15 protein-coding genes are annotated in these 23,065 nt (G+C 67.6%); 8 read left to right on the forward strand and 7 right to left on the reverse strand.

Annotated elements, in window-relative coordinates; all coding sequences use genetic code 11:
* Positions 1-86 precede the first annotated feature (86 nt).
* On the reverse strand, positions 87-1,361 hold the full coding sequence (locus ACJ9NR_RS11745; RefSeq protein ID WP_412487478.1) for an extracellular solute-binding protein: 1,275 nt from the start codon (positions 1,359-1,361) through the stop codon (positions 87-89).
* Between the two features lie 396 nt (positions 1,362-1,757).
* Here ACJ9NR_RS11745 and ACJ9NR_RS11750 point away from each other — a divergent pair, with 396 nt between their 5' ends.
* Positions 1,758-2,792, forward strand: coding sequence for a LacI family DNA-binding transcriptional regulator (locus ACJ9NR_RS11750; RefSeq protein WP_412487479.1), 1,035 nt, complete (start codon positions 1,758-1,760; stop codon positions 2,790-2,792).
* A 131-nt stretch (positions 2,793-2,923) separates the two neighbouring features.
* A complete protein-coding gene (locus tag ACJ9NR_RS11755; protein WP_412487480.1) occupies positions 2,924-3,769 on the forward strand; it encodes a phosphatase PAP2 family protein in 846 nt (281 codons plus the stop codon).
* A gap of 200 nt (positions 3,770-3,969) precedes the next feature.
* Here the strand turns inward: ACJ9NR_RS11755 and ACJ9NR_RS11760 are convergent, their stop codons facing one another.
* A complete protein-coding gene (locus tag ACJ9NR_RS11760; protein ID WP_412487481.1) occupies positions 3,970-6,999 on the reverse strand; it encodes a bifunctional [glutamine synthetase] adenylyltransferase/[glutamine synthetase]-adenylyl-L-tyrosine phosphorylase in 3,030 nt (1,009 codons plus the stop codon).
* Between the two features lie 494 nt (positions 7,000-7,493).
* Between ACJ9NR_RS11760 and ACJ9NR_RS11765 the strand changes: the two genes are divergently transcribed.
* Complete coding sequence (locus tag ACJ9NR_RS11765; protein ID WP_412488808.1) at positions 7,494-8,339, forward strand: alkaline phosphatase family protein; 846 nt, start codon at positions 7,494-7,496, stop codon at positions 8,337-8,339.
* Positions 8,340-8,682: 343 nt separating this feature from the next.
* On the opposite strand, the gene ACJ9NR_RS11770 is transcribed toward ACJ9NR_RS11765, so the two are convergent.
* Positions 8,683-9,423: an SDR family NAD(P)-dependent oxidoreductase gene (locus tag ACJ9NR_RS11770; RefSeq protein WP_412487482.1), complete on the reverse strand. Its 741-nt coding sequence runs from the start codon at positions 9,421-9,423 to the stop codon at positions 8,683-8,685.
* A 13-nt stretch (positions 9,424-9,436) separates the two neighbouring features.
* Entirely contained in the window at positions 9,437-10,039 is a 603-nt protein-coding gene (locus ACJ9NR_RS11775; protein WP_412487483.1) for a RipA family octameric membrane protein, read from the reverse strand.
* A gap of 512 nt (positions 10,040-10,551) precedes the next feature.
* Between ACJ9NR_RS11775 and ACJ9NR_RS11780 the strand changes: the two genes are divergently transcribed.
* The 4 genes from ACJ9NR_RS11780 (at position 10,552) to ACJ9NR_RS11795 (ending at position 17,112) form a co-directional block, all read left to right on the forward strand.
* Positions 10,552-11,886, forward strand: coding sequence for an IS701 family transposase (locus ACJ9NR_RS11780; RefSeq protein WP_412487484.1), 1,335 nt, complete (start codon positions 10,552-10,554; stop codon positions 11,884-11,886).
* A 206-nt stretch (positions 11,887-12,092) separates the two neighbouring features.
* The gene (locus ACJ9NR_RS11785) at positions 12,093-13,469 is read left to right on the forward strand and encodes an IS1380 family transposase (protein ID WP_412487485.1); all 1,377 of its coding nucleotides are present in this window, start codon (positions 12,093-12,095) and stop codon (positions 13,467-13,469) included.
* A 46-nt stretch (positions 13,470-13,515) separates the two neighbouring features.
* Positions 13,516-14,313 carry a hypothetical protein gene (locus ACJ9NR_RS11790; protein WP_412487486.1) on the forward strand — a complete coding sequence of 266 codons (798 nt, stop codon included), beginning with the start codon at positions 13,516-13,518 and terminating at the stop codon, positions 14,311-14,313.
* A 42-nt stretch (positions 14,314-14,355) separates the two neighbouring features.
* Entirely contained in the window at positions 14,356-17,112 is a 2,757-nt protein-coding gene (locus ACJ9NR_RS11795) for an nSTAND1 domain-containing NTPase (RefSeq protein ID WP_412487487.1), read from the forward strand.
* Between the two features lie 6 nt (positions 17,113-17,118).
* On the opposite strand, the gene ACJ9NR_RS11800 is transcribed toward ACJ9NR_RS11795, so the two are convergent.
* Positions 17,119-19,104, reverse strand: a complete 1,986-nt coding sequence (locus ACJ9NR_RS11800) for a PEP/pyruvate-binding domain-containing protein (protein WP_412487488.1) — start codon at positions 19,102-19,104, stop codon at positions 17,119-17,121.
* On the reverse strand, positions 19,104-20,297 hold the full coding sequence (locus ACJ9NR_RS11805) for a phosphomethylpyrimidine synthase ThiC (RefSeq protein ID WP_412487489.1): 1,194 nt from the start codon (positions 20,295-20,297) through the stop codon (positions 19,104-19,106). The genes ACJ9NR_RS11800 and ACJ9NR_RS11805 overlap by 1 nt, the downstream gene beginning before the upstream one ends.
* 193 nt (positions 20,298-20,490) lie before the next feature.
* Between ACJ9NR_RS11805 and ACJ9NR_RS11810 the strand changes: the two genes are divergently transcribed.
* Positions 20,491-21,450, forward strand: a complete 960-nt coding sequence (locus ACJ9NR_RS11810; protein WP_412487490.1) for an acetamidase/formamidase family protein — start codon at positions 20,491-20,493, stop codon at positions 21,448-21,450.
* A gap of 69 nt (positions 21,451-21,519) precedes the next feature.
* Here the strand turns inward: ACJ9NR_RS11810 and glnA are convergent, their stop codons facing one another.
* Positions 21,520-22,881, reverse strand: a complete 1,362-nt coding sequence (glnA, locus tag ACJ9NR_RS11815) for a type I glutamate--ammonia ligase (protein ID WP_412487491.1) — start codon at positions 22,879-22,881, stop codon at positions 21,520-21,522.
* Positions 22,882-23,065 lie beyond the last annotated feature (184 nt).

Raw genomic sequence — 23,065 nt, forward strand, 5'->3', positions numbered from 1 at the left:
AAGTTCTACGGCTCGAAGAAGCGGCTGGGCGCAGGCCGGTGGCCGTCGGTCCGTCCCCCTGGGCGGATCCGACGGCCACCCGGGGCTCACTTGCTGAAGTCGGGCACCAGCTTGGCGATGGCGAGTTCAGCGTTGCTCAGGCCCTTGTCCAGCGGCTCCTTGCCGCCGGCGATCTTCGGCAGCTCGGTGTCCAGCGGGCCCCACAGCGAGCTGTACTCCGGCAGCGCGGGCCGCGGCTGGGCGGCGGGCAGCACCGTCTGGAAGCCGGCGATGCCCGGGTCGGCCTTGACCTCGGCGGTGTAGGCGTCCTCACGCGTGGGCAGCGTGGAGTTCTTCAGGGCGATCTCCGTCTGCGACGTGGCGGAGGTCATGAAGTTGACGAACTTCAGTGCGGCCTTCTGGTGCGCGGAGTCCGAGCCCGCGTAGACGGACAGGTTGTGGCCGCCGGTCGGGGCGCCCGCCTTGCCGCTGGAGCCGGCCGGGACGGTGGCGATGCCGAGGTTGGACTTGTCCTTGAAGGCCGAGCCCTTGTAGAAGTTCGTGATCTCCCAGGGGCCCTGGATGATCGAGGCGACCTTGCCGTTGACGAACGCGTCCTGGATGTGGGCGTAGGCGTCGGCGGTGGTGTCGGCCTTGTGCAGGCCCTGCCCCTTGAACATGCTCAGCCAGGTGCCGTAGGCCTTCTTGGCCGCGGGCGAGTTCACCGTGATCTTCTTGGCGGAGGCGTCGACGGTGTCGGTGCCCTCGCCGTAGAGGAAGCACTGGGCGTAGTAGGCCTGGGTGGAGCCCCAGTAGCCGTACACGTTCTCCTTGGCGTCGACCTTGGCGGCGTCGGCCTTCAGCTCGTCCCAGGTCTTGGGGGCCTCGGTGATGCCGGCCTTCTTGAACAGGGCCTTGTTGTAGACCAGGGCGAGGGTGTCGGTGACCAGCGGGACGCCGTAGGTCTTGCCCTCGTACTGGGCCTGCTGGATCAGGTTGGGCTGGAACTTGCCCTGGTCCTTGAGGGCCTCGGTGCCGTCCAGCGGCAGGAAGTAGCCCTTCTTGGCGAAGGCGGGCGTCCAGCCGACCTCCGAACGCAGCACGTCCGGGGCGCCCTTGGAGCCGGCGGCGGTGTCGAACTTGTTCTGCGCCTGGTCGAAGGGCACGTTGACGTAGTTGACCTTGATGCCCTTGTTGGCGGCCTCGAACTCCTTGACCAGGGCCTTGTACGTCGGCGCCTCATTGGTGGCGTTGGAGGTGTCCCACCAGGTGATGGTGACCGGGCCGCTGCTCTTGTCGCTGCCGCTGTCACTTCCGCCGCAGGCCGTCGCCGCGAGGGCGAGGGACGCCACCAGCGCGGTGGCCGCTATGCCACGCCGCATGAGTTCTCCTTGAGGGTGAATGCCCGTGTGGTGCGGGAAGCGGCCCCGTCCGCCGCTCCCGTGATGCCGCTGTGCCGATGGGCGTCCCCCGCTCGAGCGAGGTCGAGAGCGGGGGAGGCCGCCGGGCGAGTGGGAACGTAACAGCGATGCAACCGTTGCGAAAGACCTTGCAGCAAAAAAGTGAAAGAGACGACGGAAGTTACGTCGCCGTGACCACCTGTCGACCGCTGCGAGACCCTTGTTCTACGGGCTTGAGCGGGGGCGGCCCAGGTTGTGCAAGACTCTGCAAGCTCTTGCCATCCGGCTCCGGCACGGGAATCATCCCCTTGCGGGACAAGGCGCACCGACCAGAACAGAGGGACCGCGATGACGATACGGCCGGTACAGTCCGGTGGCGTGACCACACGGCTTGCCGACATCGCTGCTCAGGCGGGGGTGAGCGAGGCGACCGTCAGCCGCGTCCTCAACGGCAAGCCGGGCGTCGCCGCCACCACCCGCCAGTCCGTGCTGGCCGCGCTCGACGTCCTGGGCTACGAGCGCCCGGTGCGTCTGCGGCAGCGCAGCGAGGGGCTGGTGGGTCTGATCACCCCGGAGCTGGAGAACCCGATATTCCCGGCGCTGGCCCAGGTGATCGGCCAGGCCCTGACCCGGCAGGGCTACACACCGGTCCTCGCCACCCAGACCCCCGGCGGCTCCACCGAGGACGAGCTGACGGAGATGCTCGTCGACCGCGGCGTGGCCGGCATCATCTACGTCTCCGGACTGCACGCCGACACCAACGCCGACATGGAGCGCTACGAGCGGCTGCGCGCCCAGGGCGTGCCCTACGTGCTGGTGGACGGTTTCTCGCCGAAGGTGCAGGCGCCCTTCATCTCCCCCGACGACCGCGCGGCGATGACGCTGGCGGTGACGCACCTGGCCTCGCTCGGGCACACGCGGATCGGGCTGGCGCTCGGCCCGAAGCGGTTCGTGCCGGTGCAGCGCAAGATCGAGGGCTTCGTACGCGCGATGCAGGACCAACTGGGTCTGAGCCCGCAGGTGATCGAGACGGAGCTGGTCCAGCACTCGCTCTACACCCTGGAGGGCGGCCAGGCCGCCGCCACCGCGCTGATCGGCCGCGACTGCACGGCGGTGGTGTGCGCGAGCGACATGATGGCGCTCGGCGCGATACGGGCGGCACGGCAGCACGGCCTGGAGGTCCCGCGCGACATCTCGGTGGTGGGCTTCGACGACTCCCCGCTGATCGCCTTCACCGACCCGCCGCTGACCACGATCCGCAAGCCGGTCCCGGCGATGGGGCAGGCGGCGGTGCGGACGCTGCTGGAGGAGATCGGCGGTACGCCCGCGCCGCACAGCGAGTTCGTGTTCATGCCGGAGCTGGTGGTGCGTGGTTCGACCGCTTCGGCGCCCGGGGACCGGAATCGTCCCTGAGGGGGAGGTCCCACGGCGTTCCGCGGTACGCCGGGAGTAGGCGCGGGCGTCCCGGCGTTGTAGAACATGCGGGCCGAACCCGACCGGAGGATGATCGGTCGGGGAAGGTGTTTCTGGCAGACTCTGGACCCATGGGTGACCCGACCGTGACCAGTCTGGAAGACCGTGATCAGGCGGCCGTTCCCGGCTCGAGCACGGCCGCAAGGGATCTGCGGTACCTGCGCCGGCTGCGCACCCCGCACGCTCCCCGCCTGTGGTTCGAGATCGTTCTGATCGCGGTGAGTTACTGGACGTACTCACTCATCCGCAACGCGGTCCCGGAGCAGCGCCGCGAGGCCCTGCGCAACGCCGACTGGATCTGGCGGACCGAGCACCAACTCGGCCTCGCCGTCGAGAAGTCGGTCAACCACGCGGTGAACTCGGTGTCCTGGCTCATCGTCGGCATGAACTACTACTACGCGACGCTGCACTTCGTGATCACGCTGGGCGTGCTGGTGTGGCTGTTCCGCAGTCATCCGGGGCGCTACGCGGCGACGCGGCTGGTGCTGTTCGTGACCACCGGTGCGGCGCTGCTCGGTTACTACCTGTATCCGCTCGCGCCCCCGCGGCTCATGCGCGGCGGCCACTTCGTCGACACGGTCATGGTCCACCGGACCTGGGGCTCGATGGCGTCGGGCGATCTGAAGCACGTGTCGAACCAGTACGCCGCGATGCCGTCCATGCACATCGGCTGGTCCCTGTGGTGCGGCCTGACGATCTTCGCGCTGGCCACGGTGCCGTGGGTGCGGGTGCTGGGGCTGCTCTACCCGGTGGCGACCCTGGTCGTCATCGTCGCCACGGCGAACCACTTCTGGCTGGACGCGGTGGGCGGCGTCCTCTGCCTCGCCCTCGGGTTCGCGGTCGCCTGGATCTGGTACGGGGCCCTGCCGTACGCCCTGCCGAAACTGCCGCCTTCCCCTTCCCGGGCGCCGGATTAGGCCGGGATCGGGCCAGGATTGGGCCGCCGAGCGCCCGCACGCCCTGCTCGCGGCGCGGCGGCGCGGCGGGCGGTGGTGGACGGCGGGCGGCGGCGGGCGGCGGCGGGCGGTGGCGGCGCGGCGGGCCGCGGTGGACGACGGGCGGCGGCGGGCGGTGGCGGCGCGGCGGGCCGCGGTGGACGGCGGGCGGCGGCGGCCGCCTACGCCCCGTAGAACAGCTCCTCCACCACGGCCCGGGCCCGCCTCGCCGAGCGCCGGTAGCCGTCCAGCATGTCGCCGACGTGCCCGTCGCCGTATCCCAGGTAGCGCCCCACCGCCGCCAGCTCCCGCCCGTCCGAGGGGAAGGTGTCCCCGGCGCGGCCCCGGACCAGCATCACGGCGTTGCGCACGCGGGTGGCCAGCACCCAGGCCTCGTCCAGGGTCGAGGCGTCGTCGGCGGAGATCAGTCCGGCCGCGCGGGCCGCCGCGAGGGCATCCCGGGTGCGGGTCGTACGCAGACCCGGCTCGGACCAGCCGTGCCGCAGCTGCAGCAGCTGCACGGTCCACTCCACGTCGGACAGGCCCCCGGGCCCGAGCTTGGTGTGCAGCTTGGGGTCGGCTCCGCGCGGCATCCGCTCGGACTCCATGCGCGCCTTCAGCCGCCGGATCTCCCGTACGGCGTCCTCGCCGAGCCCCCGCGCCGGGTAGCGCAAGGGGTCGATCAGCTCGACGAAGCGCCGGCCGAGCTCCTCGTCCCCGGCGACGGGTTCGGCGCGCAGCAGCGCCTGCGACTCCCAGACCAGGGACCAGCGGCGGTAGTAGGCCTGGTAGGACTTGAGGGTGCGCACGAGCGGCCCGGACTTGCCCTCGGGGCGCAGATCGGCGTCGATGAGCAGGGGCGGGTCCGCGCTCGGGAGCTGCAGCAGGCGGCGCATCTCGGAGACGACCCGGTTCGCGGCGTCGGCGGCCTCCCGCTCGTCGGCACCCTCGGGCGGCTCGTGCACGAAGAGCACGTCGGCGTCGGAGCCGTAGCCCAGTTCGTGCCCGCCGAAGCGGCCCATGCCGATGATCGCGAACCGGGTCGGCAGGGTGTCGCCCCAGCCCTCGCGCACCACGGCGCGCAGCGTGCCCGCCAGCGTCGCCGCCGTCAGGTCGGAGATGGCGGCGCCGACCCGGTCCACCAGGGCGCCCTCGTCGGCCTCGGCGGGCTGGGTCTCGGTGCCGTAGGAGCCGACGATGTCGGCGGCGGCCGTGCGGAACAGCTCCCGGCGCCGTACGCCGCGGGCGACGGTGACCGCCTGCTGTGCGTTCTCGGCGCGGCGCACCGCGGCGAGGATCTCCTGCTCCAGGTGGTCCCGCCCGCGCGGCGTGAGCCCGCCGCCGTCCCCCTCGCCGAGCAGGGCCACCGCCTCCGGGGCGCGCATCAGCAGGTCGGGGGCGAGACGGCCGGCGGACAGGACGCGCGCGAGATTCTCGGCGGCGGCGCCCTCGTCCCTGAGCAGCCGCAGGTACCAGGGGGTCTTGCCCAGCGCGTCCGACACCTTGCGGAAGTTGAGCAGGCCCGCGTCCGGGTCGGCGGAGTCCGCGAACCAGCCCAGCAGGACGGGCAGCAGGGTGCGCTGGATGGCCGCCTTGCGGGTGACGCCGGAGGCCAGCGCCTCCAGGTGGCGCAGGGCCGCCGCCGGGTCGTGGTACCCGAGCGCGACCAGCCGCTCCCGGGCCGCCTCCGGACTCAACCGGGCCTCGCCGGGCGCCAGTTGGGCGACCGCGTCGAGCAGCGGGCGGTAGAAGAGCTTCTCGTGCAGCCGGCGCACGACGGCGGCGTGCCGCCGCCACTCGCGGTTCAGCTCGGCGACCGGCTCCACGCGCAGGCCCAGGGAGCGGCCGATGCGGCGCTGGTCGGCCTCGTCCTCGGGGACGAGATGGGTGCGGCGCAGCCGGTAGAGCTGGATGCGGTGCTCCATGGAGCGCAGGAAGCGGTAGGCCTCGTCGAGCTGCACGGCGTCGGCGCGGCCCACGTAGCCGCCCGCCGCCAGCGCCCGCAGCGCGTCCAGCGTGGTGCCGCTGCGCAGGGCCGCGTCCGCCCGGCCGTGCACCAACTGCAGCAGCTGTACGGCGAACTCGACGTCCCTGAGGCCGCCGGGGCCGAGCTTCAGCTCGCGGTCGACCTCGGCGGCGGGGATGTTCGCGACGACGCGGCGGCGCATCTGCTGCACGTCCGCGACGAAGTTCTCGCGCTCGGCGGCCTTCCAGACGAGGGGTTCCAGTGCGGCGACGTACTCCTCGCCGAGCTCGATGTCGCCGGCCACCGGACGGGCCTTGAGCAGGGCCTGGAACTCCCAGGTCTTGGCCCAGCGCTGGTAGTAGGCGAGGTGGCTGGAGAGCGTGCGCACCAGCGGGCCGTTCCTGCCCTCGGGCCGCAGATTGGCGTCGACGGGCCAGATGGAGCCCTCCACGGTCGTCTCCGAGCAGATCCGCATCATGTGCGAGGCGAGCCTGGTGGCGGCCCGCAGGGCCTTGTCCTCGTCGGCGCCTCCCCCCGTGCCCGAGAGGCCCGGGGGTGCCCCCGCGGCCGCCTCGCCCACGAAGATCACGTCGACGTCGGAGACGTAGTTGAGTTCATGGCCGCCGCACTTGCCCATCGCGACGACCGCGAGCCGGCACAGCGCGGCGTCCTCGGGCGCGGCGGCGCGGGCGAGGGCGAGGGCGGCGCGCAGGGTGGCGGTGGCGAGGTCGGCGAGCTCGGCGGCGGTCTCGGCGACGTCGGTGGTGCCGCACACGTCGCGGGCGGCGATGGACAGCAGGCACCGGCGGTAGGCGACGCGCAGGGAGACCGGGTCGCCGGCCTCGGCCAGGCCGCGCTCGAACTCCTCCACCCCCGGGTGCAGGTCCCGCGGCTCGTAGGTGACCAGCGCCTGCCAGTCGCGCGGGTGCCGGGCCAGGTGGTCGCCGAGCGCGGTGGAGGCGCCGAGCACACCGAGCAGCCGGTCGCGCAGCGGCTTGGCCGCTATCAGCGTGTCCAGCAGCTCGCGGTGTGCGGTGGGGCCGGGCTGGGCCTCCAGCAGCCGTACCAGACCGAGCAGCGCCAGGTCGGGATCGGCGGTCGCGCCCAGCGCCTCCAGCAGCACCGGGTCGTTGCGCACGGGCATCAGCTCGTCGCTGTCCAGCAGCCGCTCGGCGGCCGACGGATCGGTGAAGCCGTGCCGCAGCAGCCGTGTGAAGGTACTGCTCCTGCGCCCCGGCACAGTCATCCCCGGTCCTCCCGTCGGATCAAGGTCGTACTGGCCCGAGCCTAACCGGAGACACTGACACGAGCGCCGGGGCGGGAGTGCGGTTTCGGCGGGCGGATCGCCGTTCCCGGTGGCGACCCGGCCGGTTCCCGGCTTCGCTGGAAGGGGAGCCGTTCAGCGGCGCGCGGCGGCGATTCGCGCGATTCACGTGCGGGACGCGTCAGTGGTGCGGTCAGTGACGCGACCAGTAACGCGACCAGTGACCGACGCGGCGGAACGAGTCACCGCGGGGGGAGCAGTTCACCCGCTCTTCACCGGGCGGGTCGGGTGACGCGGGTTGGGTGACGCGGAGACCGGGAATCTTGGCGTGTGCATGTCCTGTCCGCACCGCCACCCCCGTCCTTCCCCTTCCGGAGGTCGATGTGTCCGGCAGCACCGCACGTTCCGCCAGCACCGCACGTTCCGCCGGTTCCGCACGTTCCGCCGGTTGCCCACGCCGCCGCGGCCGCACGGCGATCGCGTCCGCGCTCGCCTTCACGGCGGCGGCCGTCGGCCTGTGGACCGGCCTCGGCGGCTCCTCGTCGGCCGCCTCCGGCGTGCCGTCCCCCGACCACGTGGTCGTCGTGGTCTTCGAGAACCACGCCTACAACCAGGTGATCGGCTCCTCCAGCGCCCCGTACATCAACTCGCTCAGGATCGGCGGAGCCAACCTCAGCCAGGCACACGCCGAGACCCACCCGAGCCAGCCCAACTACTACGCGCTGTTCTCCGGCTCCACCCAGGGCGTCACCGACGACAGCTGCGTCACCCCGGGCTTCTCCTCGGCCGCCAACCTCGCCTCCGAGCTGATCGCCGCCGGGAAGACCTGGGCCAGCTACAACGAGTCGCTGCCCGGCCAGGGCTCCACGACGTGCGGCAGCGGCAGGTACGCGCAGAAGCACAACCCGTGGTTCGGCTTCAGCAACGTGCCGACGTCGAGCGCGAAGACCTTCGCCCAGTTCCCGGCCGACTACTCGGCCCTCCCCGACGTCTCCTTCGTCATCCCGAACCTGTGCAGCGACATGCACGACTGCTCGGTGTCGACCGGCGACACCTGGCTGAAGAACAACCTCGGTGCCTACGCCACCTGGGCCAGGACCCACAACAGCCTCCTCGTCGTCACCTTCGACGAGGACAACCGCCTCTCCGGCAACCGCATCCCGACGGTCCTGTACGGACAGCCGGTGACGGCCGGCTCGTCCAGCTCCACGACGTACGACCACTACGACCTCCTGCGCACCCTGGAGGACTCCCAGGGCCTGACCGCGCACGCGGGCAACGCGGCCTCCGCCAAGGACATCATCGGCATCTGGGCATCCTGAGGTTGTCCTACGGTGCCCGGCGGCAAGGGCATGTCGGTACGGAACCGCTTCAAGGGGCTGCCCTCGGCCCTCGTGGCGCTCGCGGGGGTCGGTGCGGCATCCGACTGCACGCCTCGGCACGCGCGGACCGCCGTGACCGGGTCCAGGCGGGCGGGCCGAAGGTCACACCAGGACTGGTGACCCTCACGCGACGGGGCCGCATGGTCATTTCGCAACGGTGCACGACGCGGCCTCGGACACCTACCGGGCGGTGATTCTCGGCGCGCGCCTGATCAGCACAGCAGCGGTATCCCCGGCCTACGTGGGCTGAGACCGCGCAGTCCCGCCGCCACCTGTCCGTACATCAGTCACCGAGTGTCCGGCCACCATCCACCACGATCGTCTGCCCAGTGATGAATGCCGCATCCCGAGACGCGAGGAACGCCACAACCGCGGCGATTTCGGCCGGCTTGCCCAGTCGGCCAATCGGAGTTTTCTCAACAGTGGACGAAATGAACTCCGGGCCGGCGGCCATGGTCATCTCGGTGTCGATGTCGCCAGGGGCGACGGCGTTGACCAGAACGCGAGGAGCGAGTTCCTTGGCGAATACTCGCGTCAGCGATGGGACAGCCGCCTTGGCTGCAGCGTATCCCGCAACAAAACCAGTTCCGATACCAGCGTAGACCGAACTGATATTGACAATGCGCCCTTGGTCGGAATCCGAAAGTAACGGCGCGAAAATTTGAATGCAGTTGAACACACCGGTGAGATTGACCTGCAGTACTCGCTCCCAAGCTGTCGGCTCGAGAGTGCACCAGTCACCCGCCAACGTTTGCCCAGCATTGTTCACCAGCAGGTCGAGACGTCCGAATTCCCGCGCAACCTTCTCTCTCATGGCGACAACGGATCCATGATCGGAGACATCCGCCTGGACCGGCAGGGCGCGGACATTCGCGGGGAGGTACTTGATCAGATCAGTGGCCGCTTCTCCCGAGTTCAGGTAGTTGATGACAACGGAATATCCCGCATCGGCCAGCCTCTCAACCACGGCCCGACCGATCCCACGAGACCCTCCCGTCACCAGCGCCACTCTTGCGACGGTCATTGATCCACCCCCCTCAACTGAGCGACAGCAACAGAAACCCAACGGTGTAGGCACAAGCAAAGAACAACGGGATCCACTGTTCCAGGTAACTCATGGGAACGTATCGAGCCGGATCCCTGCCCTCACCGAGGGCCACCCACTCCGCACTCCAATAAGGAGAAGCGGGGAGCCGCTGTTCGATCGCCCCCAACACCACATATTTAGCAGTGTTCAGCTGCCGATAAGAGCGCAGCAACCAGAACCATCCCATGCATTGGGCAACCAGAACAAGCCATGGCACGAGCAGCAGGCCACGATGGATCGAAGGCGGACTCTGCCAAAATATCCCAAAGGCGGTGAAGATGGAGGTGTTGAGGGTCAGGAAAAGCGTGTTGGCCTGAGCGCGACGAGCACTGACCCGATCCGCCATTTCTGCATATAATTTGTACTGCTCGAGTACAGCCACCTGGTAGGCGGCCTTCTGATCCGACCACTCCGACGACGCGACCCAGAGGTTCCGGTTCACCATGTCCAGCGACGGCGGCGGCACGCTCCGGAAGAAGCGGTTGAGGAAACTGATCTTCTGGCGCGACGCACTGCCATTATGGAGCCCCTCACCCTCACGCGTGCCGTCCATGAGGTCATCCTGCCTGACCTAGTCGGTCCCCGACACCCCACAGGAGCGGAGAAGCGGGGCGCACGCCGGGCGCGCTGAAGCACACCGCTGAGGAGCCGCCAGTAGACTGGCCCAACACGCCTGCCGCGTCTCCGACTGCCAAGCATCGCAGGGGGGTTGGGATGAAGTGGTCATCTGCTGCCGTTCGAGTGCAGCGATCGCTCGCCCGGGGTAAAACGGTACAAGGTCGGACACCAGGACCGCCGGCGTCACGAAGGAGCCGCTCGTGCATATCCGACACCTCGAGTGTGAGCCATCGAGTCTCTTCCTGACCTACTCGCCGCGAGCGCCATTGTCAGCATGCATCGGATTTTCGGAGTTATCCGATGAGCCCGTTACTCCAGTCGCACTTCGTGATCTGACGGGGCGGCAGGTGCCATGGGGGCTCCGGAGCATGGGCGAGGCCACCTGTTGATCATGGTGTTGTGACGCATCATGAAGATCAGGCGGCCTCTGCCGCCAGCATAGATCCCTTGCTGTTCCAGGAGAAGTTCGACGAGCTCGCGGCCGGTCTCGCCCCGCTCTTCACCCGCCGGGAGCCCCGGGCGCACGCCCTCGACTACCTGCGCGGCCTGCTGGCCGACCTGCCGCGCAAGAACTGCTGGACCATGGCTGAACACGCCGGACAAGACCGGGCCTTCGGACTGCAACGCCTGCTCTCCCAGGCGGCCTGGGACGAGGACGCCGCCCTGGGCGTGGTGCGCCGCTTCGCCGTACGGCACCTGGCCGCGCCCGGCGCAGTACTGGTCTTCGACGAGACCGGCCAGGAGAAGAAGGGCGAGGCCACCGCCGGGGTCGGCCGCCAGTACACCGGCACCACCGGACAGGTCAGCAATGCCGTCGTCGCGGTGTACTGCACCTACGCCAGCCCGCTCGGCCACTGCCTGATCGACGGCGACCTCTACGTCCAAAACCACTGGGCCCAGGACCCCGACCGGTGCGAACGAGCCGGACTGGGCTCGGACTTCACCTTCCGCACCAAGACCACCATCGCCTTGGACCAGGCCCGACTGGCCCTCACGGCCGGCGTCCCGGTGGACTGGGCGGCGGGCGACGAGGTCTATGGCCGCAGCGCGAAACTGCGCGGCTTCTTCGAGGAGAACGGCATCGGCTACGTCTTCGCCGTCGGCGTCAACTTCGCCGTGCCGACCAGCGCCGGGCCGATGCGCGTGGACGTCCTGGCGGCGAAGAAGGTCCCCAAGCGAGCCTGGAACCGGCTCTCGTGCGGGCAGGGCGCCAAGGGACCGCGCGTCTACGACTGGGCCCTGGTCGCCACCGCCGACCCGCGCCACCACCTGCTGGTCCGCCGCAGCATCGCCGACCCCACCGATCTGGCCTACTTCTACGCCTACGCACCCGAAGGCCGCTCGATGGCGCTGACCGACCTCGTGGCGATCGCCGGGATCAGATGGACCGTCGAGGAGGACTTCGCCAACGGAAAGGACGCCGTCGGACTGGACCACACCCAGGCCCGCCGCTACCGCTCCTGGCGACGCCACGTCGTCCTCGCGATGGCCGCCCTGGCCCTGCTCTCCGTGATCGCCAGCCTGGAGCAGCGAGAACATCCCGCCCCGGTCCTGCCGACCAGCCCCACCGACGAAGCACCCGCGGACTTCGGGCAGATCGCCCTGACCGTCACCGAGGCCCGACGCCTGTTCCAGCTGTTCACCAACCTGCTGCGGGACCTGCCCGCCGCCCTCACCACCCGCCGCATGACCTTCCACCTGCAGTGGTCCACCTGGCGACGACGCCACCAAGCACGCGCCCGCTGGCACCACTACAAGCGACGCCTCACCGACCTCGACTGAACCCCGCACCCCAACGACCAGTCAGATCACGAAGTGCGACTGGAGTACCGTGCGACTCACGTTCGAGAAAACGAAACGCGCTAACCTCGCGCTTTCACGAAGTGGGCTGTCCAGCTGGTGATCAAGACAGCAGAAAGTGCCTCTGACCAGCGAGAATGAGGATTGTCTAGGCCCTTGTTCCCGCCCCTGTCGGAGGCACTTTCCAGGTGAAGAAGCGTATCGGGTCGTACCCGCGTGTCCGCGCTGAGGGCGGCGGTCGCGGGGTGGTCTCGCAGGCCGGAGCCGTACTGCTGGTGGAGACGGTCCGCAAGTCCGGTCTGGATCAGGCGATATCGACGGCACTGGCGCCGTGGCGGAAGTCCCGCGCGGTGCACGATCCCGGCAAGACGGTGCTGGATCTCGCGCTCGCGGTCGCGGTCGGCGGCGACTGCCTCGCCGATGTCGCCATGTTGCGGGCCGAGCCCGGCGTGTTCGGGCCGGTGGCCTCAGATCCGACGGTCTCCCGGCTCATCGACACCCTCGCCGCCAGCGGGAACCGCGCTCTGACCGCGATCCGCCAGGCCCGCGCTCACGTCCGCGAACACGTCTGGCAACTGGCCGGCGACGCGGCGCCGGACGCCGACGGGCAGGTGACCGTGGACCTGGACGGAGTCCTGGTGATCTCCCACTCCGACAAGCAGGACGCGGCCGCCACCTGGAAGAAGACCTTCGGGCACCACCCGCTGATGGGGTTCGTCGACCACGGCACAGGTGGGTCCGGAGAGCCGGTGGCTGCTGTGCTGCGGCCCGGAAACGCAGGCAGCAACACCGCCGCCGACCACATCGCCACCACCCAACTGGCTCTGGCCCAGCTGCCGAAGACCTACCGGCGAGGCCGACGGACTCTGATTCGCGCCGATTCCGGAGGCGGCACCCACGAGTTCGTCGCCTGGCTCGCCCAGCGCGGCAGGTGGCTGTCGTACTCGGTCGGCATGACCATCACCGACGCCATCCACCAGGCCGTCCTGAAGGTTCCTCCCTCCGCCTGGACGCCGGCCGTCGAGACCGGCGGCGACATCCGTGACGGCGCCTGGGTCGCCGAGATCGCCGGTGACGTGCTGAACGGCTGGCCGAAGGGGATGCGGTTGATCGTCCGCAAGGAACGGCCGCACCCCGGCGCCCAGTTGCGGATCACCGACGCCGACGGCCTGCGGCTCACCTGCTTCGCCACCAACACGGCGGACGCCCCGATCGCCGCACTCGAACTGCGGCACCGCCAGCGGGCACGCGCCGAGGACCGCATCCGGGCAGCCCGCGCCACCGGCCTGCGTAACCTGCCCCTGCACGACACCGCGCAGAACCAGATCTGGCTGGAGATCGTCCAGATCGCCCTCGATCTCCTCGCATGGATGCCCATGCTCGCTCTGACTGGCGAAATCCGCAGGTGGGAGCCCCGGCGTCTCCGGATCCGTCTCTTCTCCGCCGCCGCCCAGATCGTCACCACCGCCCGCCGCCGGTACCTGAGGTTCACACGCCATTGGCCTTGGACCGACGTGATCACCGACGCCCTGGCACGACTTGACGCTCTCCCGAACCCTGGCTGACCAGCACGTTCCCGTCCCTGCGAGCAGCAGCACCCCGACCGGAGCCGTGGAACCCGGCGCCCACCCGACGCGACAGTCGGGCCATCAGCCTGACCACCACCAGCTCGAACAACCGAAACGGCCCGCCGAAGAAACCGACGGACCGTCACGAAAGATCGAGGCTAATGTGATGATCGTCGGCCCGTCCCGTACGGCAGCCCTCGGCATCTTCACCGCCATGCTGCTCGATCTCGCCAATCAGATCATCACTACCCCCGGCAGGCGCGAGATCTACACGTCACCGCCCTTCAGCATCATGGACTTCCTGGGCACCGACGAGTCTCGCGTCTTCACTGACGCAGCAATGTCCCTGCCCCTGCCCGTGAAATCGGAGCGTGCTACCGACACAGCAATGACCACACTCACGGATTTCGAATATGAGCTCACGCACCGTGATGTGGGGGCAGATTCCCAACTACCTGCCAAATTCCTCTTCCTGTGCGGATTACAGGCGGCGCACGGCGTGCGCTCGCAAGGCTCCTACGCAGAGCCCGGCCTCAACCCGAACGCATCCAAGTTCATGCGCCTCTTACGTGAAGGCGCCTCCCGGTCGCTTTTCACCATAATCTGGTGCAACAGTTTCTCCAACATTGAACTGACCATGGCCGACGGGATCGACTCATTCGATCACCTGATCGTCCTTGGCGGATTGAACCAGTATCCGGCGCGACTTACCGGCATCGGCAACGAAACGGTCGCCCAGTCCTGGTACGCCAATCGCCGGGACAACACCACAGTTCCTATCATTCCCTTCGCCATGCCGGCCGAGACGTGGTGCGACAACGTCGTGAGGACATTTCGATGACATGAGCGGCGCTTGACCACCCACCCTAGGAGCCGTGACCACATGAGACACATACAGGTGTTCATCTCCTCACCGGCAGATGTGAGTGAAGAACGTGCGATAGTGAGAAGGATTCTGGAGGATCTGCGCTACGATCCTTTCCTGCGCAACCGCGTGACCCTCGAGGATATTTCCTGGGACCGCCCACGCTCGGAAGTTCCACTGCTGGCATCTTATGCACCGCAAGAGGCGATAAACCGTGGGCTGCCACGCCCTCGAGAATGTGATGTCGTGGTCGTTGTCCTATGGGGCCGGCTCGGCACACCACTAGGGCCGGGGTACACGCGCCCCGACGGCCACCCCTTTCGTTCCGGAACAGAGTGGGAATTCCATGACGCGATAACCTCCGAAGCGGCAACCCGGCGGCCGAAGGTGCTGCTTTACCACAGGACGTCGGACATACCGGTCTCACTCAGGGACCCCGACCTGGCCGCGAAGAAAGAGCAGTTGGGCCTGGTGGAAGACTTCTTGACACACGTGGCAGATTTATCCAGACTCGATTCGGTCGGGATAAATAAGTACAATGACGCATCTAATTTCGGATCACTCGTCGAGAGTCATCTGCGCACTGTAATAAAGGATCTCCTGGATGAGGAGGAAACGTTGAATACGGGTCCCAGGGCCGGCCGCGAGTTTCCCTCTACGCCCTTCCCTGGTCTGCGCCCATTCAACGAGGAAGAGTCGCTGATCTTCTTCGGTCGTGAACGGGAGACCAGTGAGCTGATCCAGCGTCTGGGCCATCCTGAATATCACTTCCTCGCCGTCATTGGAGCATCCGGCGTGGGAAAATCCTCGCTGGTCAACGCCGGGGTGATCCCAAACCTGCGCGCCGGAGCCATTCCCGGTTCCGACAGTTGGAAAATCCTGCGGATGACACCGGGTGAATTTGAAGGCAACCCATTCCTCGCAGTGGCTGCCGCTTTCGCCAACAGTGCGCCGACAGTACGAGGCGGCCCTCCGGACATCGCCGAGAGGATCGAGCGTGACCTGGAGAGCTTCAAGCAGTACGTCGGCGCTGTGCTGGAGAATTCGCCTCCATGGGGCAAGGTCCTGCTGATTATCGACCAGTTCGAAGAACTCTTCGTCTCGGCAATCGAGGAAGTGCAACGGGCCCGGTTCGTGGCCATGCTCGGGAAGGCGCTCCGATCCGAGCGTGTCGTCGTGATGGTCACACTGCGCGCCGACTTCTACGCCAGTTGCCTGCAGTACCCGGGACTTGCCGCCCAACTGCGCAATGGATCGTTCCCGCTCAGCACGGCCAGTCTGGGTGCCTTGTACCGAATGATCACGAAGCCGGCGGAGATCGCTGGTCTACGGTTCCAGGACAGCCTTTCGGAGCGGATCCTCGAGGACGCGGGCGCCGAACCCGGGGGCCTTGCCCTCATGGCTTTCACCCTCAACCTGCTCCGTTCGCGGGCCGGCGACCAAGGCGAGCTACTGATCAGCGAGTACGAGCGAATCGGAGGCATCCGGGGCGCCATCGCCAGTCGTGCCGAGGAGATCTTCGAGCACCTCACCGCCGCGGACCGCGAGCAGTTACCCGCGCTGTTCCGTAAACTCACGGATGTCGCGGAATCTGGGGCCCCGGTCCGGCGTCGAGCCCGCCTGAGCAGCCTGGGGCAGGATCCGGCCGCAAGGCAACTCGTCAACCTGCTGACTCAGGCCCGCCTGGTGGTCATCAGCGACGACGAGCATCGGGAGCCGACGGTCGAGGTGGCTCACGAAGCCCTGTTCAGTTCCTGGCCCCGACTCGCGGAATGGATCCAACAGACCCAGGATGACATGACCTTGCTGCGGCAGCTGCGGCGTGCGGCTGCCGACTGGGAACGCGCCGGTCGACCGGACTCATTCCTGTGGCCACATGAGCGTCTGATCATGGCGGAGGCGATGCTGTGCAACCTGGACCCTGAACTGGATCCCTCCATCGAGGCGTTCATCGTCCCCGAGGCGGCACGTATCCTCTCCGAAGTGGCCGGACAGATCTGCCCGCACCAGCGGCGCGCCAGCATCGGTGACCGTCTTGCCGAGATCGGCGATCCCCGCCCCGGTCTCGGCGCGGACCGCCATGGCGTACCGGACATCCTGTGGCGCGCTATTCCAGGGGGACGGGTACGGCTGAGCGATGCCGGGGAGATCGAAATGCCCGGATTCGAGATCGCCGCCTATCCGGTCACCTACAGCCAGTACCTGACTTTCCTCGAAGCCACGGATGGCTTTTGTGATCCCACCTGGTTCGTCGACCTGGCAAGCCGTCCAGACGCTCCAGGACACCAGTTCCGACGGATGTCCAACCACCCGGCCGAGAACGTCTCTTGGTATGATGCCGTCGCATTCTGCCGGTGGTTGAGCGTGAAATCGGGGATCGAGGTCCGTCTGCCGGCCGACTGGGAATGGCAGCTGGCCGTGTCTGGCCCGGGCGACGGCCGACGGTACTCATGGGGAGAACGCTGGGCGGATGATCAAGCGAACACTCTGGAGTCGGGAGTGGGACGCACGGTGGCCGTCGGGCTCTACCCGGCGAGCGCGACCCCGGAGGGCGTCCACGATCTGCACGGCAATGTCTGGGAGTGGTGCCTGAACCGCTTGTCCGATACGACGGTTCAAGGAGTCGACTACTCGTCGCAGGACGCCCGAGTGGTCCGCGGCGGCTCGTGGCTCGTCGCTCGCTCGTTCGCCCGGTCCAGCTTCCGCGGCTGGGACGATCCCGAACTCCGATATCCTGCTTTGGGTTTTCGACTGGTGCGCGCTCTTCGGAATTGATGCGGCTCAGACCAATGGATCAACCCTCACGAGGGAACCGGCAACAATCTCGCTCAATGATTCGATAATCGGATAGACGGTCAGTCTGTGGTCCCGAAGCAGCGCCGCGAAGTGTGACAGCAGGCTCCCCCGCAGAAGGATCGGGCAATCGGCGCACTTGAGGTCCAGTGCCATGGCGTTGGCCAGGGCCGCGTCCCGGAAGGCCGAGTGGCTGAAATCGATGTAGGCCAGTCGGCCGTCGGGGCGGCTGCGCAGCGTTTGAATGTCGTGCGGGGTGCGGACCGGGGTCAGTGCGCCCGTCACCACGGCGCCCGTCTCGGTCCGCGTGGCCGGGGTCACCTTGAAGTAGCGTAGTCGCGCTTCCGTGGGAGTGAGTGGTGAGACCTGCCAGGTCACAACGCGGTCGTCGACAGGTCCGCTTCCTTTCAGGATCAGAAGCTCGACTCTTGCGGGGCCGAACGAGTCACGGACCGCCGACAGGTTCCGCGCCACCGCCGCGGTCTCGTCCCCGTCGAGTACCGGCGACCGCCACAGCTCGCCCGGCACCGGTTCCGGCGCCCGGCCGGGAACGCGCACGGCGCGCGGCTTCTGCGGCACGATCCTCCGAATCGTGGCCCCGGTCTCCAGTTGGACCTCGTACACGTCGTGCGCGCACGATTCGAGCCCGTCGAGTTGTCCATACAGCGCCGCGACAGTGGCCACGCCGCTGTCGTCGGCAGCCGGTGCGGTGGCGATGACAGAGGCTCTCAGATCGGTCCAGTTACAGACCAGCAGTGCGACCTCGGCCGTGTAGTCGTCGCGGCCGTTGTCGACGATGAAGCTCCAGAAATCCATGAGGTGGGCGAGGCAGGCCTCCGCCGTGGTCAACAAGCCCGACTGCGGCATCAGGTCGCCGCTGTCCAAGGCCGACCAGTAGACGGACCGCAGTGAGATTGGACCGCGGGACAAGTAGCTGAGGAAAACCGACTGGCACGCCGCGGCTACGTCGGGGGGCACCTGGCTGTCGTTGCGCTTGAACGCCGCGAACGCCTCCGGGAGGATCAACGCCGCCGAAATGGTGTTGATCGGGGTGTCTCCAGCGAGCTGGAACGGCACCAGCTTCGGACTGCGCAGCGTCGTCCCCCGTGCGTCGGAGACGAACTGACCGGCTGGTGGCGTGGTCGGATAGGTCAACTGCCGTGCTTGCAGCAGCCAGAGCGCGTCGTCCTCATCTACCAGCCATTCGATGTCCAGAGGGGAGTCGTACGCGCGTTCCAGCTCAAGAGACCATGCGACCAAATCGTCGGCATGATCGGCCCGAAACGGTCCTGTTGGAATGGCGTCCACTGCCCGCGTGTGTTTGTCGACGACACGTGCGCTGACCTCCCCCCGGTTCTCGACCACATTGGCGGGAGGACCCTCGGCGAACTCGATGAACAGGGCGGAGGCATCGCCCGCATCGGGGAGCATCGTGTACACCACGCCACCTGCGGCCGGCACGGGCGCTCGCTGCACAATGACCGCCATACCCGGTTCGAACAGCGGCAGACCATGCAGTCTGCGGTAGCCACATGCCTCCGGTGTGTACGCGGACGCCCAGACCCGGCTGACCGCTTCGAGTACTTCCTCAAAGGAGCCGTCGACGATCTCGCTGTGGTAGACGCCTGGTGAAATCGTCCCCGGAGCGTCCTCACTGACGAAGGAGGAACGAACGGCCAGGGAAGACGGGCCGTCGGTGCCGTCGAGCAGGGCCTTCGTCTGTGCCTTGATCTCGTGCGCCAGTCTGGGGGGCACCGGCAGGCGCCCCATGAGAGCCTGCATGTCTTCACGCTCGGCCCGCGCATGCGCGACAGACGTGAGGGAGTGCCGCAGTGCCGAAGTGGTGACGCAGAACGACGGCGGGCAGGGGAGCGATCGGGCAAGGATCATGCCGAGCCCCCTGGCCTTGCCCCCGATCTCCGAGACCGATGCGCTGCTGTAGTTCTCGTCCCGGACGATCCAGCCGTCAGTCATTACTCCATCCTGCCATTGAGGCTGACTCTCGAGCGGACCAAGGGGCAGGCCCCGGAACACATGCTGCACGCCTGGCCCTCGTGGTAACCAAGCCGGCCGAAGAGATCGGTTGCGTCGTCCCGGTGGAGCGCGAGGTGTGCCATGGTCGCCCAGTCGTTGCGGTTGCGTGCCTCGGAGAGCTTGGCATCACGACCAAGGTCACCGTGCCGGCCCAGCGCTGCGACGTGCAGGGCGAGTTGGAAGTATTTGACCGCCTGTGTCATGTCGCCTTTCGTAGGCATGTGGCAGTGCTCGCCCGCGGTGACGCAGGTGATCCACGAAGTGTCGTGCTGGGCTGCCGTTGTCGCACCGATCGCGCCGACCACGTCGTCATAGCCGATGCCGATGTCTGTGGGAGTGGGACCGAGAGCACCGAACGGCGCGCCGTGCAGTTTCGTACGGCCGAGTTCGCAGTACACCGGGATGAGATGCAACGGCACATGATTCACCAGTTCGACGGAGACCTTGACCCCTCGTTCCTGGGCTCGACGCACCAATTCCGCTTGGTGGTCGATCTCCTCCAGATGAGCTGCGTCCAACGCGTCGGCAACACTGCCTGGACGGTAAGTGCCGGCGAGGCTCAGCGCCATTCCGCTGTCTCGGCAGACCTCCAGAACGTCGTCGAAGTGTTCCATGTACGGGTTCTGCATTCCGGAACTCAGTGAGATCTCGGCCATCATCGCACCGCCCCGACTGGTCACCGGGATGACTCGCCCGCTGTCGCGTATACGCTGCGCCATCTCGAGCGTTCCTGAGGCGTGGATCGTCACGAAGTCGACGCCCTGGCGGGCCTGCCCTTCCAGGACGCCCATGACCGCCGACCGCGCGTCCTCGCCATCCCGCTCGATACGACGGTGGATCTCGTACGTGGGAACCGTGCCGAAGACGATGTCAAGCGAAGCCAGTACCCGCTCCCGCAGCCGTGTGTCACCGTTTGTTGTGACGTCCGTGAGCGTCTGGACGCCGAGCGAATGAGCCCGGACAGCCTTCGCGTACTCCAGCTCGCTGTCGGTCTCGCCAGGGGTGACACCAATGATGACTCCGAGCACCGTCGGATGTGGCCGCCCGATGAGGACACCGGTGATGTCATGCTCGTTGTTCTTCATGAGATAAGAGATGGAACGCGCCGCGGGTGTGAACTCTTCGCGCATCATGGAATGCGTGGCTCCTCTCAAGCCGGAAACGGGTTCCCTTACTCTTGGTACACTGCCGAGCCACGAGAAAAGTTCACTGGTGAGCCATCCCGGGACAATACTTCAGTTCGCGGCCTCGGAAAAGACGTCCGGAAGGCTCCATGGAAGCGGCAATTTTCGGCCATCCAGCTGAGGAACAGACTTCTGCGCGGCCATGGACGTCTACCGTGACGCACCGGAGGTGACAATGGGATCCACTCACTCGCTTGTGCCGAATGACCGAACCCTGCACGGCTTCTTCTCGCGTGATTTCCCCCCGGTACTGACCATTGATCCCGGCGACTCCGTGCGCCTCCGCACGCTGGACGCCTGGTGGTCCACCGGCCCGTACATCGGTGCAAACGTCGACGAGCGGCCGCGTGTCAGCCAGTACCAGGAGGGATTCGGACACGCTCTCATCGGCCCGATCGAAGTACGTGGCGCACGGCCGGGAATGGTGCTCGAGATACGGATCGACAGCGTTATCACCGACGCCTGGGGTACCTGCGCGGAGCCACAGAGCGCGCTCAACGCCCACTATGGACTCTCCACCCCCGGTACGGTGCACGCCTGGGAACTCGATTCCGCGAGCATGACAGGCCGCAACCAGCACGGGCACACCGTCGCGCTGCGACCGTTCCTCGGCGTCATGGGTATGCCTCCGGCGGAGCCCGGCCTGCACCCCACCTTTCCGCCGCGGTGGCACGGGGGCAACCTGGACTGCAAGGAACTCGTCGCGGGAAGCACTTTGTACCTTCCCATCCCAGTGGACGGAGCGCTGCTCTCCGTCGGTGACGGTCATGCCGCTCAGGGAGACGGCGAAATCAGCGGCACAGCCATCGAATGTCCCATGCGGCAGGTGGACCTGAGGCTGGACCTGCACTCCGACTGGGCGCTCGATGGTCCGGTGGCCCATACACCGGCGGGCTGGCTGACCCTGGGGCTAGGTGACGACCTCGACACGGCGACCCGGCCGGCGCTGGACGCGATGTTCGCCCTCATCGAACGGCACTACAAGGTGCCGCGCTCGGACGCCGTCATGCTGGCGAGTGTTGCGGTCGACTTACGCGTCACGCAGATCGTCAACGGCGTCGTCGGAGTACACGCCGTCCTTCCTCCTGGCGCGATCCGCTGAACCCAGAGTCGGCCCCGCAGCGGCAGGCTGCGGGGCCTGGGACGGGGGGTCCGGAGTTCGACCCGGCCCCTACAACACCGGCAGGTTCTTCTTCAGCTCGAACGCGGTGACCTCGGACCGGTACTCGTGCCACTCCGCCTGCTTGTTGCGCAGGAAGAAGTCGAAGACGTGTTCGCCGAGGGTTTCGGCGACCAGGTCGCTGCGTTCCATCAGGGTCAGGGCCTCGCCGAGGTTCTGCGGCAGGGGCTCGATGCCCATGGCGCGGCGTTCGGCGTCCGAGAGGGCCCAGACGTCGTCCTCGGCGCCCGGCGGGAGTTCGTAGCCCTCCTCGATGCCCTTGAGGCCGGCGGCCAGCAGCACGGCGTAGGCGAGGTAGGGGTTGGTGCCGGAGTCGATGGAGCGGACCTCGACGCGCGCGGAGCCGGTCTTGCCGGGCTTGTACATCGGGACGCGGACCAGGGCGCTGCGGTTGTTGTGGCCCCAGCAGATGTAGGACGGGGCCTCGCCGCCGGCGCCGGCCGTGCGCTCCGAGCCGCCCCAGATGCGCTTGTAGGAGTTCACCCACTGGTTGGTGACCGCGGAGGTCTCCGCCGCGTGCCTGAGCAGGCCCGCGATGAAGGAGCGGCCGACCTTGGAGAGCTGGTACTCCGAGCCGGACTCGTAGAAGGCGTTGCGGTCGCCCTCGAAGAGGGAGAGGTGGGTGTGCATGCCGCTGCCCGGGTACTCCGAGAACGGCTTCGGCATGAACGTCGCCTGGACGCCCTGCTCCAGCGCCACCTGCTTCATCACCAGGCGGAAGGTCATGATGTTGTCCGCCGTGGACAGCGCGTCGGCGTAGCGCAGGTCGATCTCCTGCTGGCCCGGGGCGCCCTCGTGGTGGGAGAACTCGACCGAGATGCCCATCGACTCCAGCATGGTGATCGCCTGGCGGCGGAAGTCCATGCCGATGTTCTGCGGGGTGTGGTCGAAGTAGCCGGAGTTGTCCGCGGGGGTGGGCGCGGAGCCGTCCAGCGGCCGGTCCTTCAGCAGGAAGAACTCGATCTCCGGATGGGTGTAGAAGGTGAAGCCCAGGTCGGAGCCGCGGGTCAGGGCGCGCTTGAGGACGTAGCGCGGGTCGGCGAAGGAGGGGGAGCCGTCCGGCATCAGGATGTCGCAGAACATGCGGGCGGTGCCGGGGGCCTCGGCGCGCCAGGGCAGGATCTGGAAGGTCGAGGGGTCCGGCTTGGCGATCATGTCGGACTCGTAGACCCGGGCGAAGCCCTCGATCGCGGAGCCGTCGAATCCGATGCCCTCGTCGAAGGCCTGCTCCAGCTCGGCCGGGGCCACGGCGACGGACTTGAGGAAGCCCAGCACGTCCGTGAACCACAGGCGTACGAACCGGATGTCGCGCTCCTCCAAGGTCCGGAGCACGAACTCCTGCTGCTTGTCCATCTTCCGCTTCCCCATCCTTGCTGGTCAGGCCGCCTGTCTCCGTGTCCCGCAGGAGGCGGTCGGGCACCTGAGCATCACACCACAACAGCATTTCACGCGCGTTGCAGACCTTGATCGACGCGGGCGTCGCGGGTCTGAATGGCTCGCATACGGCGGGTGGACGGCTCTGCTGCCCATCTTGCCT

The sequence above is a fragment of the Streptomyces sediminimaris genome (genome assembly GCF_047049295.1).
Classification (GTDB): domain Bacteria; phylum Actinomycetota; class Actinomycetes; order Streptomycetales; family Streptomycetaceae; genus Streptomyces; species Streptomyces sediminimaris.